We start from the raw sequence: 15,243 nt of genomic DNA, 5'->3' as shown, positions 1-15,243 counted from the left end.
CCAGCCGGTTGGAGGCGGTCTCGTCCGGGCCCACGAGCCGGAAGTCCCGCCGGTCCGCGGTGTCCCTCATGATCCGTTCGAGGAGGCCGCCGAGGATCCGGGTGGGCTCGTGCAGCGTGGTGCCGGGCTTGTCGACCGGGACGGCGAAGTCGTCGAGGGAGGGCATCGGCAGCTCGCGCACCAGCAGTCCGCCGTTGGCGTACGGGGTGGACCCGAGGCGCCGGTCGCCCTCCGGGAGGCAGGCGAGGACGTCCGCGACGGGCCGACCCGCGTCGTCGAACAGCTCCTCGGGCCGGTACGACCTCAGCCAGTCCTCCAGCTGCCGCAGGTGCTCGGGGTTGTCGCGGACGCCGGCGAGCGGCACCTGGTGGGCGCGCCAGGTGCCCTCGACGGGCTTCCCGTCCACCTCGGCGGGGCCGGTCCAGCCCTTCGGGGTGCGCAGCACGATCACCGGCGTGCGCGCCCGTTCGGTCGCGCCGTCCTCGCGGGCGGCGCGCTGCGCCTCGGCGATGCGGTCCAGCGCGGTGTCCATGGCGTGCGCCATCGCCCGGTGGACGGCGGCCGGGTCGTCGCCGCTCACGTGGATCGGCTCGTGGCCGTAGCCGCGCAGCAGGGAGTCGAGTTCGTCCTCGGGCAGGCGGGCCAGGACCGTCGGGTTGGCGATCTTGTAGCCGTTGAGGTGCAGGATCGGCAGGACGGCGCCGTCGTGGACCGGGTCGAGGAACTTGTTGGAGTGCCAGGACGCGGCCAGCGGCCCGGTCTCCGCTTCGCCGTCCCCGATCACGCAGGCGACCAGCAGGCCGGGGTGGTCGAGGGCGGCGCCGTAGGCGTGGGCGAGGGAGTAGCCGAGTTCGCCGCCCTCGTGGACGGAGCCGGGCACCTCGGGGGCCACGTGGCTGGGCACGCCGCCGGGGAAGGAGAACTGCCGGAAGAGCCGCTCCATGCCCGCCGCGTCCCGGCCGACGTCCGGGTACGTCTCCCCGTAGCTGCCCTCCAGCCAGGAGTTGGCCAGGACGGAGGGGCCGCCGTGGCCCGGCCCCCAGATGCACAGCGCGTCCAGTCCGCGCCCCGCGATCACCCGGTTGAGGTGGGTGTACACCAGGTTCAGCCCGGGTGAGGTGCCCCAGTGCCCGAGCAGCCGCGGCTTGATGTGCTCGGGCCTGAGGGGCTCGGTCAGCAGCGGGTTCGCCAGCAGGTAGATCTGGCCCGCCGCCAGGTAGTTGGCGGCCCGCCAGTGGGCGTCCAGCGTGCGCAGTTCCTCGTCGCTCAGTACGGTCCGGGTGTCCGGGGCCTCGGGCATGGATGACTCCGTGGGTGGTCGACGTGGGTGGTCGACGTGGGCGGTCGGGCGGGTGTGGCGGGGGAACGGCGGCACGTCACGCCCCGCGTCGGGCATCGGGACGGGGTACCAGTTTCCTGCGCTTCGACACGCCTCGCGCGGCCGGACGGCTGCATGTGGCGCAATCCGCGCGCGGGCCCACGGACCGCCCCGGGCCGGACCCCGGCGGTGGAGCCCCGTGCCCCGGTCCCCGCGGCCGTCCCTCCCGGTCGCCCCGTACGCGGTACGACGGCGACCGGACCCGCCGGCCGGTGCGGGCCCCGCGGACCCGCGGACGGCACGGCCCGGTCCACGGGGTGCGGACCGGGCTCGGCGCCGTCGACGCCCGCGGTGAGGAGAGTTCCCTCGTGTTCCCCCGTGCTTCCGGCGTGCGCGCGCCTCAGGTCTGCTCCGGGCGCGCGCGTGCCTCAGGTCTGCCTCAGGTGTGCGCGACGACGGCGACGGGTGCGGCGGAGTGGTGCATCACCGCGTGCGCGACGGGCCCGATGTGCGCGCCGATCGGGGTGCGGCGGATCCGGCGGCCGACGACCACCAGCGACGCCTGTGCGGAGTTCTCGACCAGGCGGACGGACGGGCTGCCGCCGAAGGCTTCCTCGACGACCTCCACCTGCGGGAACTTCTCCCGCCAGGGGGCGAGCACCTGGGTCAGCGTCTCGGCCTGCTGCCGCTCGATGTCGTGGTACACCTCGGGAGCGGCCGCCAGTCCGTAGACGTAGTACGGCGGCAGGGCCCAGCCGTGCACGACGCGCAGGGCGGTGTCCCTGCGCGCCGCCTCCGCGAAGGCGAACTCGATCACCGGGTCGTGGGGTTTGCCGGCGTCCAGGCCGAGCAGGACGGGCCGGTGGGGCGTGGCGGCGGACGAGATGCCCATGAGGTCCGGTTCGTGCTCGTCGGCGGCCTGTCCGCCGGCGCGGACCAGGACGACGGGCCGCTCGGCACGGGCCACGACGAGGAGTCCGACCGAGCCGACCAGGAACCCGCCGATGGGACCGAGCCCCCGGGAGCCGAGCACCAGCACTTCGGCGTCCTCCGCGGCCTTGACCAGCACCTCGTGGGGGCGCCCGCTGATCTGCTCGTGGGTGACCTCGACCCCGGGGTGGTGCAGCCGCAGCCCCTCGGCGGCCTCACGCGGCACGCGTTCGCTCCAGTGCGCCTGCGTCTCGGCACCGCTCACCGCCGCCTCGGCCGCCGGCCCCGGAACGGGCTGCCAGACGTGGAGCAGCCGCAGCGGCAGACCGCGCAGCGCCGCTTCACGGGCCGCCCACTCGGCGGCCGCCCGGCTCTCGGGGGAGCCGTCGAAGCCGACCGTGATGGTGCGGGTCATGGTGTGCACCTCCTGCTGTTGGGGAGATCAACCTATTCTCCGTCCGGTCCCGGCGACAGGGGCCATTGGTCCCGGGCCCGTGCCCCGCACCCCCCGTGCGCGGCCGGTCGGGGAGCAGGGACCAATGCCCTCCCCGGTGGGCCGGACGGCCCATGGCCCGGACCGTGGCGCTCCGGGAGGCTGAGGGAACAACGCCAGTCCGTGACGCCGTCCGGGAGGCCCGCCATGTTCGCTCCCCCGTCCCCCCGCATGCCCCGTGCCCTGCCCGCCGAGCACCGGGCGCGGCTCCTGCGGACCGCCCGTGAGGTGTCCTTCCCGGAAGGGGCCCGGCTGTTCGAGGAGGGCGGCCGCGCGGACCGGTTCTGGGTGGTCCGCACCGGCTCCGTCGACCTCGACATGCGGGTGCCCGGCCGCCGGGCGGCCGTGATCGAACGCCTGGGGCACAACGAACTCGTGGGCTGGTCGTGGCTGTTCGCCCCGCACGTCTGGCACCTGGGCGCCGAGGCGGTCACTCCGGTACGGGCCCACGAGTTCGACGCCGCGGCGGTCCACGAGCTGTGCCGGGACGACCCCGAGTTCGGCCGGGCCCTCACCCGGTGGGTCGGCGACGTGGTCGCCCACCGACTGCACGCCGCCCGGATCCGGCTGCTGGACCTGTACGCCCCGTACGGCGCCGGCAGTGGTCTGTGAGGAAGGCGGCGCCCGTGGACCCGGCCGTCGCGGTGAGACGCAGTGAGCGAGGAGAGGCCGTGCACGGTGTGCCGCACATCGTCCGTGACGTCATGACCCGGTCGGTGGTCTCCGTCGGGAGGGAGACCCCCTTCAAGGAGATCGTCCGGCTGATGCGGGGCCGGAGGGTGAGCGCCCTGCCCGTCCTGGAGGACGGGGACCGGGTCGTCGGCGTCGTGTCCGAGGCGGACCTCCTGCCCAAGGAGGAGTTCCGGGACAGCGACCCCGACCGGCGCACGCAACGGCGCCGCCTTCCGGACCTGCTGAAGGCCGGGGCGTTGACCGCGGAGGAGCTGATGACCTCCCCGGCCGTCACGGTCCGGGCCGGGGTGACGCTCTCGGAGGCCGCCGGCCTCATGACCCGTCACCGGGTCAAGCGACTGCCGGTGGTGGACGGGCGGGGCGCGCTGGAGGGCGTGGTCAGCCGCGCCGATCTGCTCGAGGTGTTCCTGCGCGACGACGAGGAACTGGCCGAGCAGGTACGGCGGGAGGTGGTGGCGCATCTCTTCCCCGGGCCGGGGTCGGCGGTGTGGGTGGAGGTGCGCGACGGTGTGGTCCGGTTGGTGGGCCGGGTCCGGGACACCTCGCTGGTGCCCGCGGCGGCCCGGCTGATCCGGGCCGTGGAGGGCGTCGTCGACGTGGAGTTCGCGCCGACCGAGGTGGTGTCCCCCGTCTCGGCCCGGACGTAGCGGGGCGTCCGGCACCGGACCGGGCCGGGCGTGTGGGGCGTCCGGTACCGGACCGGGCCGGGCCGCCGGGGGCTCCGGCGGCCCGGCCGGTCCGCGCGGTCCGCGCGGTCCGTCGCGGCGACGGCGGTCAGCCGCCCGGGCGCAGGGTCCAGACGACGGTCATCTCGCCGGTGACCGCTCCGTCCTCGCGGCGGATGGCGACCGTCACCGGGAACTCGGGACGGCGGCCCGCGTCGAGCTCCGCCACGACCTCCGCGGCGGGACGGCCGAGGGTCGCGGTGGCGGTGACGGGCCCCATCGCCAGCTTCCGGTAGGCGATCTCGGCGCGGACCGCCAGCGGCACGGCACGCGAGAGCTGGTCCCCGAACGCGGCGAGCACGATCGCGCCGCTCGCGGACTCGCCGAGCGTGAACATCGCGCCGGCGTGCGGACCGCCCACGTGGTTGTGGTAGTCGCCCTGGTCCGGCAGGGCGACCACGGCCCGCTCCGGAGTGGTCTCCAGGAACTGGAGGTTGAGGGTCCGGGCCATGGGCACGGTGGCGGCGAGCATGTCGCCGACGGACATCTGATCTGCGCTCATGGCCGCACGTTACCCGTGAGTAGCATCCGCTGGCCAGAGCCGGCGGCACCCGCCGCCCGCGCAACCCGCCGCGCCGTCCCGCCGCCGATCTGCTACGTCCCCGTCAAAGGGCGGTGACCGAATCGTGTCCCGGACGCGGCTAGGGTTGCTGCCCATGTGGCCAGGACAGCAGCCGCCCGGGGGCGAGCAGAACCCGCAGTCGAACAACCCGTACCAGCAGCCGGGGTACCAGCAGCCGAATCCGTACCAGCAGCCCGGCTACCAGCAGCCGAACCCGTACGCCCAGCAGCCGCAGTGGGGGGCTCCCCCCACCGCGGAGATGTCCCGGCCGCCGCAGGGCGGGGGCGGCGGGAACCGGACGAAGCTGGTGGCGATCGTGGCGGCGACCGCCGTCGTCGTGACCGCCGGTGTCACCGGGTTCCTGGTGCTCGGCGGCGACAAGGACGACGAGGCCGGCGGCGGCAAGGACGGCAAGCCGTCCGCGAGCGCGTCGCCGAGCACCTCCGCCGAGCCGAGCGCGTCCGGCTCCGGGGACAACCCCCGGGGCGGCGAGGACGTGAAGGCGACGGTTCCGGGCTGGCAGGTCGTCGTCAACACGCGCTTCGGCACCATGTTCGACGTCCCCGCCGACTGGGAGATCGAGAACCCCGGCACCAGCGTGGGCTTCGAGTGGGAGGAGAAGGACGGCGAGATGGGCCGCACCACCGTCACCGCCCCGGCCTACCTGAAGTCCGAGTGGTGCACCACCGACGACGACAAGGACGGCCGCGAGGAGGACACCGCCCTCGTCACCGCCGGAACCCGCGGCGAGAACGGCGCCAAGACCACGGACGAGGCGGCCAGCACCAGGGTGCCGTGGTGGATCTACGGCGGGTACACGCAGCCCGACAAGAAGAGCGTGAAGCAGGACAAACCCAAGCCGTACACCACCAAGTCGGGCATCAAGGGCAGCGTCGCCCGGTCGTACTCGGAGAACACGCCGCAGAACGGCAAGTGCGACAGCGACGGCAAGGCGATCACCTTCGCGTTCAAGAACAGCGCCGGGGACTTCGTCACCTGGAACCTGTACGGCGCCAAGGGCGTCAAGGAGGAGATCCCCGAGGCGACCGTGGAGAAGATCCTCAGCACCGTGCGCCTCACCGAGGAACCGCCGGAGGAGTCGTAACAGGCCAGGGGCGGGAAGGCGCATTTGGCAAGTCGGCCCCGCCCCGGCGATAGTCACGGGGTGTCGACCACCACCGTCTCCCGCCGCCCCGCCTGGGCGGGCCGCAACTACACCCTGCTGACCGCCGCCGCCGTGGTGACCAACCTCGGCAGCCACGGCGCGCTGATCGCCTCCGCCTTCGCCGTGCTGGGCATGGGCGGCGACGGCGGCGACGTGGGTCTGGTGGCCGCCGCCCGCACCCTGCCGCTGGTGCTGTTCCTGCTGATCGGCGGTGCCGTCGCGGACCGCCTCCCGCGCCACCGGGTGATGGTCGCGGCGAACGCGCTGAACTGCGTCTCGCAGGCCGTGTTCGCGGCGCTGGTCCTGACCGGCGAGGCGCGGCTGTGGCAGATGATGCTGCTCAGCGCGCTCGGCGGCACCGGCCAGGCGTTCTTCAACCCGGCCGCCGAGGGGATGCTGCTGTCCTCGGTCGACGGCGAGCAGGCCGGCCGGGCGTTCGCGGTGTTCCGGATGGCGATGCACGGGGCGACCCTCGGCGGGGCCGCCCTCGGCGGGGCCATGGTCGCCGTGATCGGACCGGGCTGGGTGCTCGCGGTGGACGCGGCGGCCTTCGCCCTCGCCGCGGCCCTGCGGGCCCTGCTCGACGTGAAGCACATACCGCCGCGCGCCCCGAGCGGCGGCATGCTCGCCGACCTGCGCGAGGGCTGGCGGGAGTTCATCGGCCGGCCCTGGCTGTGGAGCATCGTCATCCAGTTCTCCCTGGCCAACGCGGTCGTCGGCGCCGCCGACGCGGTCTACGGGCCGCTGGTCGCCCGCGACCACCTGGGCGGTGCCGCGCCGTGGGGCCTGGCCCTGGCCTTCTTCGGCGGGGGCACGGTGGTGGGCGCCCTGCTGATGACCCGCTGGCAACCGCAGCGTCTGCTGTTCGTCGGCACCCTGTGCGTGTTCCCGCTGGCCCTGCCGTCCGCCGCGCTCGCCGTGCCGGTACCGGTCGGCGTGCTGTGCGCGGTGATGTTCGTGACCGGCGTGACCCTCGAGGTGTTCGGCGTCTCCTGGATGACCGCGCTGCACCAGGAGATACCGGAGGACAAGCTGTCCCGGGTCTCGGCGTACGACTGGTTCGGCTCGGTCGCGCTGGTGCCCGCGGCGATGGCGCTGGCGGGCCCGGCCGAGACGGCGTTCGGGCGCGAGGAGGCGCTGTGGGGCTGCGCCGCCCTGGTCGTGGTGGTCACCGCGGCGGTGCTGTGCGTGCCGGACGTGCGCCGTCTGCGCCGCCGGACCCGGCAGGTGGCCGGGGCGACGCCGGACGCGGACCACGGGTCAGCCGATGCCGAACGCCCCGTCGGGGGGCTCGGGTGACGGTACGGCGTCCTCGTCCCGCACCGGCCGCGCGCCGCGGACGAAGTCCCGCAGGGACGCGCCGTGTTCCACCCGGGCGGGGAAGGCGTCGGCCGCGGTGCGCCGGGCCAGGGCGGCGGTGTCGAGGGGCCGGTGCGAGGCGGCCAGCACCGCGTTGCCGAACCGGCGCCCGCGCAGCACCCCCGGCTCGGCGATGAGCACCAGCTCCCCGAACTGCGTGCCGAGGGTGGCCAGCTGGGAGCGGAGGAAGGCGAACGGGGCCGCGTCCGCGAGATTGGCGAGGTAGACCCCGCCGTCCCGCAGGACGCGCGCGGCCTCGCGGACGTAGGTGACGGAGGTCAGGTGCGCCGGGACCCGCGAGCCGCCGAAGACGTCGGCGACCAGGACGTCCGCCGAGTCGCCGGGGGCCGCCTCCAGCCAGGCGCGGGCGTCCGCCGCGTGCAGCGCGATGCGGGCGTCCCCGGGCAGCGGCAGGTGCTCGGCGACCAGTTCCAGCAGGGCCCGGTCGGCCTCGACGACGTCCTGCCGGGAACCCGGCCGGGTGGCGGCCAGGTAACGGGGCAGGGTGAGCGCGCCACCGCCCAGGTGCAGCGCGTCCAGCGGGCGTCCCGGCTCGGCGAGGGTGTCCAGGACGTGCCCGAGCCGCCGGGCGTACTCGAACTCCAGGTGGGTCGGCTCGTCCAGGTCGACGTACGACTGCGGCGCCCCGTCGACCGTCAGCAGCCAGGCCCGTTCCCGGTCGATGTCGGGCATCAGCTTGGCGGTGCCGTGATCGACGGCGCGGGTCACGGGCAGGGGCTCGTTCACCGTGCCATTGTGCCGCCGCCCGTACGGCAGGGTGCCCGCCCCCTCCCGGGGACGGGCACCCCGGTGCCGTCGCTCAGCCGACCTCCGTCACCGTGCCGGCCCCGACCGTGCGCCCGCCCTCACGGATCGCGAAGCCGAGCCCGGGCTCCAGCGGCACCTCGCGGCCCAGTTCCACGGTCATCGTGACGGTCTCCCCGGGCCGGGCGACCGCCGCCCCGCCGAGGTCGACGTCACCGACCACGTCCGCGGTGCGGAGGTAGAACTGCGGCCGGTAGCCGGTCGACACCGGCGTCGTACGGCCGCCCTCGCGGGCCGACAGCACGTGGACCCGCGCCGTGAAGCGCCGGCTCGGCACCACGCTGCCCGGCGCGGCCACCACGTGCCCGCGGCGCACCGCGTCGCGCGGCACCCCGCGCAGCAGCAGCGCCACGTTGTCCCCGGCCTGCGCCCGGGTCATGGGCCGGCCGAAGGTCTCCAGGCCGGTCACCACGGTCTCCGTCCCGGCGCCGAGCACCTCGACCCGGTCGCCGACGCGGACGGTGCCGCGCTCGACCGCGCCGGTCACCACGGTGCCCCGGCCGGTGATGGTGAGCACGTTCTCCACCGGCAGCAGGAACGGCGCGTCCAGGTACCGCTCGGGGACGGGCACATAGGTGTCCACCGCGTCGAGCAGCGCCTCGATCGACGCCGTCCAGCGCGGGTCCCCCTCCAGTGCCCTCAGCCCGGAGACCCGGACGACGGGCGCCGAGTCGCCGCCGTAGCCGTGCGCGGAGAGCAGGTCGCGGACCTCCAGCTCGACCAGGTCGGCCAGCACGGCGTCCTCGCCGTCCTCGACGGCGTCGGCCTTGTTGAGGGCCACGACGATGTGGTCGACGCCCACCTGGCGGGCGAGCAGGACGTGTTCGGCGGTCTGCGGCATGATCCCGTCGAGCGCGGAGACGACGAGGATCGCCCCGTCGAGCTGTGCGGCGCCGGTGACCATGTTCTTGACGTAGTCGGCGTGGCCGGGCATGTCGACGTGCGCGTAGTGCCGGGTGTCGGTCTCGTACTCGACGTGCGCGATGTTGATGGTGATGCCGCGCGCCGCCTCCTCCGGCGCCCGGTCGATGCGGTCGAACGGGACGAAACTGCCGGAGCCGCGCTCGGCGAGGACCTTGGTGATGGCGGCGGTCAGGGTGGTCTTGCCGTGGTCGACGTGACCCATCGTGCCGATGTTCAGGTGCGGTTTGGTGCGGACGTACGCCGTCTTGGACATGGCGGTACCTCGAAGCCTCTCGGTGGTGAAGCGCGAGCGCCCCGGCGCGCGGCGGATGCGGCGCGTGGCGGGACGGGGACCCCCGGAAGGTGCCGACCCTCCCCCTACGGGGTCCGCCGGACGATCCGGGGAGGGTCAGCTTCGGGCGCCGTCGACGGCGGCCGCGAGGACGGGAACGGCAGCCTTCGGGGCATCCGCGGCGGCGGATGCGGCGAGGTGGAAGGCGTACCGGAACATGGGGTCGATCATCGCCGACCCGCCGCCCGGCGTCGAACGGTTTTCCACGGCGCGGCGGCGCGGGGGGCGGCCCACCGCGCGCCTGCGGTCAGGTGCCGGTGTTCTTCAGCGTCTCCCGCACCGACGGCGGCGCGAACCGCCCGCGTTCCCGACCTGTGCCGTGGAGATTCTCCGGCCGCTTCGCGAGCGCGGGTGGAGCGGCGGGTCGGCCGGCGTTCCGGCGGCGGCTCTTCGAGCGACTCCGCGGGGACACGGTCCTTTTCACGGTGTCTCACCGCCCGGGGAACCGGGAGCCCCGTGCGCGGGGCTCCCGGTCCCGGTTCAGGCGTCCAGGACCAGCCGCGGGCAGCCCCGGGCCGCGCGGGACACGCAGATCATCATCGTGCCGTCGGCGGCCTGTTCCGCGGGGGTGAGGATGGAGTCGCGGTGGTCGGCGGAGCCGTGCAGGATGCGTGTCTCGCAGGTGCCGCAGGTGCCTTCCTTGCAGGAGGACAGTGCGGTGATGCCGTGTTCCTCGGCGACCTGGAGGACGGACTTGCCCACCGGCACCCGGGCCCGGACGCCGGACTGGGCGAACTCCACCTCGAAGGCCTCGTCGGGTGCGTCGCGCACCACCTTCCTGGGCGCGAACCGCTCGGTGTGCAGCGTGCCCGCCGGCCAGTGCGCCAGGGCCCCTTCGAGCGCCGTGAGCAGCGGTTCCGGACCGCACGCGTAGACGAGCGTGCCGGGGCGGACCGCGGCGAAGATGCCCGGCAGGTCCGGGTGGCCGCACTCGTCCTGCGGGATCGACTTCACCCGGTCGCCGTACCGCTCCAGTTCGTCGAGGAACGCCATGGACGAGCGGGTGCGGCCGCCGTAGTGCAGCTCCCACTCGGCGCCCTCGGCCTCGGCCTTCTCGATCATCGGGAGGATCGGGGTGATGCCGATGCCGCCCGCGACGAAGACGTAGCGCGGGGAGGGCACGAACCTGAAGTTGTTGCGCGGCCAGCCCAGCCGGACGCGGGCGCCGACCTCGAGCCGGTCGTGGACCGCCCGGGAGCCGCCCCGTCCGCCGTCCTCGCGCAGGACCCCCAGCCGCCACTCGTGCCGCTGCGACGGCGACGACGACAGGGAGTACTGCCGCACCAGGACGCCGCCGTCCACCGGCACCCGGACGTCGACGTGCGCGCCGGGTTCCCAGTCCGGCAGGACGTCGCCGTCCGGGTGGGCGAAGCGCAGCGCGACGACACCGTCGGCCACCTCCTCCCGGCCGGTCAGGACGAGGTCCATCTCCCGCTTGACGCGCTTCTTCTGACGCTCGACGTCGGCGACGTCCCACACCACGGGCAGGGAGAGCCGCACCGGCAGCAGCGCCATCCGGGCGAAGTCGAGCGGGACCTCGGCGGCCGGGCGCAGGGAGGGCAGCCGCTCGAAGAGCACCCTGAGTCCCGTGGCGCCCTGGACGCGGGCCAGCGCCTGGCCGAGACAGGTGTGCCGGCCGGCGGTGAAGGCCAGGTGGTCGGTGGGGTCCTCGCGGTGGATGTCGAACTCGAAGGGGCGCTCGACGTGGGCCGGGTCGGTGTTCGCGCTCGCCAGCGAGACCCAGACCATGTCGCCCTTCGCGATCCTCACCCCGGAGATCTCCAGGTCGCGCATCGCCTTGCGGGAGGCGAAGGGCGACGACGGGCGGCGGCGCACGGTCTCCTCGAAGACGTTCGCCCACAGCGCCGGGTCCTGGAGCGCCTCCTCGACGTAGTGCTCCTTCTCGGCGAGGAACAGCACGGCGTTCGCCATCGCCTGGGCGGTGGTGTCCGCACCGGCGAGAGCGAACTCGCAGACGTGCAGGGCCACCTGGGGGACGGTCAGGACGTACGCGCCGTCCCTGGTCCGCTGCGTCGCCATGTCGCTGATGAAGTCGTCGCCGGGGTTCTCCCGGCGCTCGGCGACCACGGCCTGCAGCCGTGCGAAGGACGCCGCGAACCGCTCCCACACCTCGTCGACGATCTCCGCCGGCATCTCCTCCTGGGCGGAGGAGAGCACCCGGCCCATGTCACCGCGCAGGCGGCGCATCATGGCGTCGTGCTCCCAGCCCAGGCCCAGGTGGGCCAGGAGGGTCTGGGTGGTCAGCTCCAGGCAGTACTCCTCCATGAGGTCGCCGGAGCCCCGCGTCTCGATCTTGTCGAGGATGCGGTGGGCGCGCTCCTCGATCTGCGGGCGCAGCGCCTCCATGCGGTCCTGGGTGAATCCGCGCAGCGCCGCGTTGCGGTGGACGGTGTGCAGGTCGGGGTCGGTGCCCACGATCATCTCGGACATCAGGCCCTGCGGGACGACGTCGCGGTGCTTCTCGGGCACCTCGATCGTCGCGGTGTTTCCGGAGGAGGAGAACTCCCTCCAGTCGGCCAGGACGCGCAGGACGTCCTCGCGCCGGGTGACCACCCAGGCGTTGAGCCAGGGGTACCAGAACACCGGGTGTTCGTCGCGCACCCTGGCGAAGTGCGTCGACGGGTCGCGGTAGTAGTCGTCGCTCATCGCGTCGAAGCCGTGCGCCACGGGGCAGCGGCCGGCGGCGGGCGGTGTCGCGGTCTCGGTCATCGTCGGCTCCTTCCTCTACAGGGCCGCGGCCACGGCCATGGTCGACAGCTTCTGGAAGCGGGCGACGTTCTCGCTCTCCTCCATGACTCCGGCGGACAGGAACACGAAGGTGAGGTCGCGTTCGGGGTCGACCCAGAACAGCGACGACCCGGCGCCGTAGTTCCCGTGCGTGCGCGGCGAGGTGAAGGGGCCGAAGAAGGTGGGCGCGGTGCCCGTGCCGGAGAGCGAGAAGCCCAGGCCGAAGTTGCCGCGGGGCGTCTCCCAGCCGCGGGCGGCCGCCATCTGCGCGTACAGGTCGTTCGGCATGTCGCCGGTCTGCAGGGTGGTGGCCTGGTCGACGATCGCCGGGGCCAGCACCCACTGCCCGTCGTGCAGGCCGCGGCGGCGGATCATCTCGGCGAACGTGAAGACGTCGCGGGCCGTGGAGACGGATCCCACCCACGGCATCTCGGCGTCCTCGGTGATGCGGTCGTTGAGGCACTCGATGTCGGCGGGCTGCAGGAACCCGCCCTCGGGCAGGTACGCCTTGAGCGGCACGGCCCGGTCCCGCAGCGCCGCCGGGAGGCCGAACGAGGTCTCGTCCATGCCCAGCGGGTCGAAGATCAGCTCCCGGGCCAGGTCGCGGAACGACGCGGCGCCGTAGGCGCGGCGCACCATCTCGCCCATGAGCGCGTGGTTGATCGCCGGCGCGTAGTTGAGGTTGGTCCCGGGCTCGAAGAGCACGTCCACCGTGGACAGGGCCCGGACGACGTCCGCGAGGACGCCGAAGCGGTCCGGTCCGAGTCCCGGGTTCGGGGTGGGCGGCATGCCGGAGCGGTGGGTGAGCAGGTGGACGAGGCTGATCCGGTCCTTGCGGAGCGTGCGGAACGGGTCGGTTCCGAGGAACTCCGGTATCAGGTCCACGACGCGGGTGGAGAGGGCCAGTCTGCCCTCGCCGATCGCGCGCAGCGCCATCGCGTTGGTGAACGCCTTGGTGAGCGACAGCACGCGGAACACGGCGTCGGGCCGCAGTGCGCGGTCGGCGGCCCGCTCGTGCCAGCCGAGCACGGTGTCCACGACGACGTCCCCGCCGCGGGCGAGGATCACGTGCGCGCCGTCGTAGGTCCCGGCCGCGACGTCGTTCCTGATCTCGGCGACGAGCCGGTCGAGTGCGGCCCGGTCGATGTCGGCCCGGGACACGACGTCCGGGCCTGCGTCCCGCGCCACGGGGACGGTGGCGGTGTGCTGGGTCATGGTCTCCGCCTTCCTCACTGCATCACGAGCCCGCCCGAGGGCGAGATCGTCTGGCCGGTGTAGTACGCACCGTCCTCGCCGGCGAGGAACAGGACCGTCCTGGCGATCTCCTCGGGCGCGGCGGTGCGGCGGATGGGCTGGAGACCGACGAGGAAGTCGATGAACTCGTCGTCGCTCTGCCGGAAGAGCGGGGTGTCGATGGCGCCCGGGGCCAGGGCGTTGACGCGGATGCCGAACGGGGCGAGTTCGACGGCGGCCTCCCGGGTGAGCCCGAGGACGGCGGCCTTCGAGGCCGGGTAGTAGGGCGGCATGGCCACCCCCATCAGCGCCGCGGCCGAGGAGAAGTTGACGACGGCGCCGCCGCCGTTCCGCTTCAGCAGCGGGACCGCGGCGCGCAGCGTGTGGAAGGTGCCGTAGAGGTTGATCCTCAGGACGCGGTCGAAGTCCTCGTCGGTGACGTGCTCGATGAACTCCGGGTCGTGGCGGCGCCCTTCCTTCATCGCGAGGAAGCCCTTGTAGTTCTCCTCGTTGAGCGCTTCCAGCGCGGCGCGGTTCGGGGCGTTGACGCCCGCCGCGTTGACGAGGGTGTCGAGACGGCCGTGGTCCGCCTCGACCCTGGCGAACGCCTCGTCCACGGCGCGGCTGTCGGCGATGTCGAAGGCGAGCGGGACCGCCCGTTCCAGGCCTTCGAAGGAGCTCTCCAGGCTCTCGGCGGAGATGTCGGCGCCGTAGACGACGGCGCCCTCCTCGTGGAACGCGCGGGCCACCGCGAGCCCCATGCCGGATGCCGCTCCGGTGACGAACACGACGTGATGGGCGAACTTCATCGTTCCTCCAGGGCTCCCCGGACACGGGCGCCGGGGGTCAACGTGTGTCGAGGCTCGCACACTCACAAGACATGTGTCTAGTGAGTGTCGTCACGGCGAACGCCGCCCGTCCTGCGGGCTCCCCCGCGTCCGGGCACGGCAGTGCACCGGTCGGCCTTGAGGTTTCCGGGGGCATTCGGGCGGGATGTCCGGTCGCACGGAGGGACGACGGCACCTCTCCGCGAGCGGGGCGGTGCGGGCGGCGGTCGGCGCCTCGGCGACCTCCACGCATCTGGTTGGTGGACAAGCGTCCACCGAGCGAGGTCCTCACGAAGGGCGCGCGGGCACGGGCGCGGGCGACGCGGCTCAGGCCGAGTGGGCCGGGTCCCCCCGCAGGGCGTGGGCGAGGGCGTCGGCGATCTCCGGGACGATCGCCTCGAAGAACGCGGGACGGTCGCGCACGACGCTGACGTAGAACGCGCGCTCGACCGTCATCACCAGGGCGATGACGCGCGCCCGGGCCCGCTCCGCGGCCAGGCCCCGCGCGACGAGCCGGCCGGTGATGGTCGCCATCGCGTCGGCCAGCCGGCCGTACAGGGCGAACCACTCCTCCGCCACGGGCTCCTCGTTCGCCAGCGCCTGCTCCATGGCGGTGAACTCCATGCGGTGCCGGCGCCACAGGGCGGCGTGCTCCCGCAGCCACCGCTCGGTGGCCGAGGACGTGGGCTCGACCAGGGTGAGCTGTTCGTAGGACGCGACCACTTCCGGCTCGACGGCGCGCATGAGCTCGACGACGATCTCCGCCTTGGAGCGGAAGTGCAGGTAGAAAGTGGCCCGTGAGACGTGCGCCGCACGTGCGACGGCGTCGGCGGTCGTGGCCGTGTAGCCCTGCGCCACGAACAGGCCGCGCGCGGCGTAGACCAGAGCGGCACGGGTGCGCCGCTTCTGCTCGGCGCGTGACACACGGGCCGTCTTCTCCGCCAACGGACAACCTTTCTGAGCCGGCGTCCCCTCACTGTACCGAAGCGTGTCACCTGCCGGAACGCGGGAGAACAGGGGAGGAACGCGGGGGAACGGGGCGCGTGGGCCGCGGCGCGCAACGCGCTCCGCACCCCCCGGGAACGCCGCGGCTCTCCCCCGTGCCCACCC

Annotated in this window: 13 protein-coding genes; 4 read left to right on the top strand and 9 right to left on the bottom strand. The window is 73.9% G+C overall.

Going from position 1 to position 15,243, the window contains the following annotated elements; genetic code table 11:
* Together B7L92_RS07115 and B7L92_RS07110 are read right to left on the bottom strand one after the other, a co-directional pair.
* On the bottom strand, positions 1-1,300 hold a 1,300-nt coding region (locus tag B7L92_RS07115; protein ID WP_143626252.1), incomplete at its 3' end, for a phosphoketolase family protein.
* Positions 1,301-1,757: 457 nt separating this feature from the next.
* Entirely contained in the window at positions 1,758-2,663 is a 906-nt protein-coding gene (locus tag B7L92_RS07110) for a universal stress protein (RefSeq protein ID WP_081236611.1), read from the bottom strand.
* Between the two features lie 225 nt (positions 2,664-2,888).
* Between B7L92_RS07110 and B7L92_RS07100 the strand changes: the two genes are divergently transcribed.
* Together B7L92_RS07100 and B7L92_RS07095 are read left to right on the top strand one after the other, a co-directional pair.
* A complete protein-coding gene (locus B7L92_RS07100; protein WP_081236609.1) occupies positions 2,889-3,353 on the top strand; it encodes a Crp/Fnr family transcriptional regulator in 465 nt (154 codons plus the stop codon).
* A 59-nt stretch (positions 3,354-3,412) separates the two neighbouring features.
* On the top strand, positions 3,413-4,081 hold the full coding sequence (locus B7L92_RS07095) for a CBS domain-containing protein (protein WP_081236608.1): 669 nt from the start codon (positions 3,413-3,415) through the stop codon (positions 4,079-4,081).
* Positions 4,082-4,208: 127 nt separating this feature from the next.
* Here B7L92_RS07095 and B7L92_RS07090 read toward each other — a convergent pair whose 3' ends face one another.
* Complete coding sequence (locus B7L92_RS07090) at positions 4,209-4,646, bottom strand: DUF4442 domain-containing protein (protein ID WP_081236607.1); 438 nt, start codon at positions 4,644-4,646, stop codon at positions 4,209-4,211.
* Between the two features lie 169 nt (positions 4,647-4,815).
* Here B7L92_RS07090 and B7L92_RS07085 point away from each other — a divergent pair, with 169 nt between their 5' ends.
* Both B7L92_RS07085 and B7L92_RS07080 read left to right on the top strand, forming a co-directional pair.
* On the top strand, positions 4,816-5,826 hold the full coding sequence (locus tag B7L92_RS07085) for a DUF8017 domain-containing protein (protein WP_081236606.1): 1,011 nt from the start codon (positions 4,816-4,818) through the stop codon (positions 5,824-5,826).
* Positions 5,827-5,886: 60 nt separating this feature from the next.
* A complete protein-coding gene (locus B7L92_RS07080) occupies positions 5,887-7,185 on the top strand; it encodes an MFS transporter (RefSeq protein WP_081236605.1) in 1,299 nt (432 codons plus the stop codon).
* Here B7L92_RS07080 and B7L92_RS07075 read toward each other — a convergent pair.
* From B7L92_RS07075 to B7L92_RS07050, 6 genes are all read right to left on the bottom strand, one after another.
* Entirely contained in the window at positions 7,147-7,992 is an 846-nt protein-coding gene (locus B7L92_RS07075; protein ID WP_081236604.1) for a spermidine synthase, read from the bottom strand. The genes B7L92_RS07080 and B7L92_RS07075 overlap by 39 nt on opposite strands.
* A 73-nt stretch (positions 7,993-8,065) precedes the next feature.
* Entirely contained in the window at positions 8,066-9,247 is a 1,182-nt protein-coding gene (gene tuf, locus B7L92_RS07070; RefSeq protein ID WP_081236603.1) for an elongation factor Tu, read from the bottom strand.
* Positions 9,248-9,805: 558 nt separating this feature from the next.
* Positions 9,806-12,055, bottom strand: a complete 2,250-nt coding sequence (locus tag B7L92_RS07065; RefSeq protein WP_081236602.1) for a cytochrome P450 — start codon at positions 12,053-12,055, stop codon at positions 9,806-9,808.
* 15 nt (positions 12,056-12,070) lie between these two features.
* On the bottom strand, positions 12,071-13,288 hold the full coding sequence (locus B7L92_RS07060; RefSeq protein WP_081236601.1) for a serine hydrolase domain-containing protein: 1,218 nt from the start codon (positions 13,286-13,288) through the stop codon (positions 12,071-12,073).
* Between the two features lie 14 nt (positions 13,289-13,302).
* On the bottom strand, positions 13,303-14,115 hold the full coding sequence (locus B7L92_RS07055) for an SDR family NAD(P)-dependent oxidoreductase (RefSeq protein WP_081236600.1): 813 nt from the start codon (positions 14,113-14,115) through the stop codon (positions 13,303-13,305).
* A gap of 345 nt (positions 14,116-14,460) precedes the next feature.
* Positions 14,461-15,078, bottom strand: coding sequence for a TetR/AcrR family transcriptional regulator (locus B7L92_RS07050; protein WP_081236599.1), 618 nt, complete (start codon positions 15,076-15,078; stop codon positions 14,461-14,463).
* Positions 15,079-15,243 lie beyond the last annotated feature (165 nt).

The organism is Streptomyces viridosporus (assembly GCF_002078235.1).
Taxonomy (GTDB): Bacteria; Actinomycetota; Actinomycetes; order Streptomycetales; family Streptomycetaceae; genus Streptomyces; species Streptomyces viridosporus.
Note: the sequence above shows the minus strand (reverse complement) of the source record. Positions and strands in the feature narration are given on the sequence as shown.

Bases quoted from the DNA above. Each gene is read 5' to 3' on its own strand.
- B7L92_RS07110 (WP_081236611.1), bottom strand. From the start codon at position 2,663: ATGACCCGCACCATCACGGTCGGCTTCGACGGCTCCCCCGAGAGCCGG.
- B7L92_RS07100 (WP_081236609.1), top strand. From the start codon at position 2,889: ATGTTCGCTCCCCCGTCCCCCCGCATGCCCCGTGCCCTGCCCGCCGAG.
- B7L92_RS07090 (WP_081236607.1), bottom strand. From the start codon at position 4,646: ATGTCCGTCGGCGACATGCTCGCCGCCACCGTGCCCATGGCCCGGACC.
- B7L92_RS07085 (WP_081236606.1), top strand. From the start codon at position 4,816: ATGTGGCCAGGACAGCAGCCGCCCGGGGGCGAGCAGAACCCGCAGTCG.
- tuf (WP_081236603.1), bottom strand. From the start codon at position 9,247: ATGTCCAAGACGGCGTACGTCCGCACCAAACCGCACCTGAACATCGGC.
- B7L92_RS07065 (WP_081236602.1), bottom strand. From the start codon at position 12,055: ATGACCGAGACCGCGACACCGCCCGCCGCCGGCCGCTGCCCCGTGGCG.
- B7L92_RS07060 (WP_081236601.1), bottom strand. From the start codon at position 13,288: ATGACCCAGCACACCGCCACCGTCCCCGTGGCGCGGGACGCAGGCCCG.
- B7L92_RS07055 (WP_081236600.1), bottom strand. From the start codon at position 14,115: ATGAAGTTCGCCCATCACGTCGTGTTCGTCACCGGAGCGGCATCCGGC.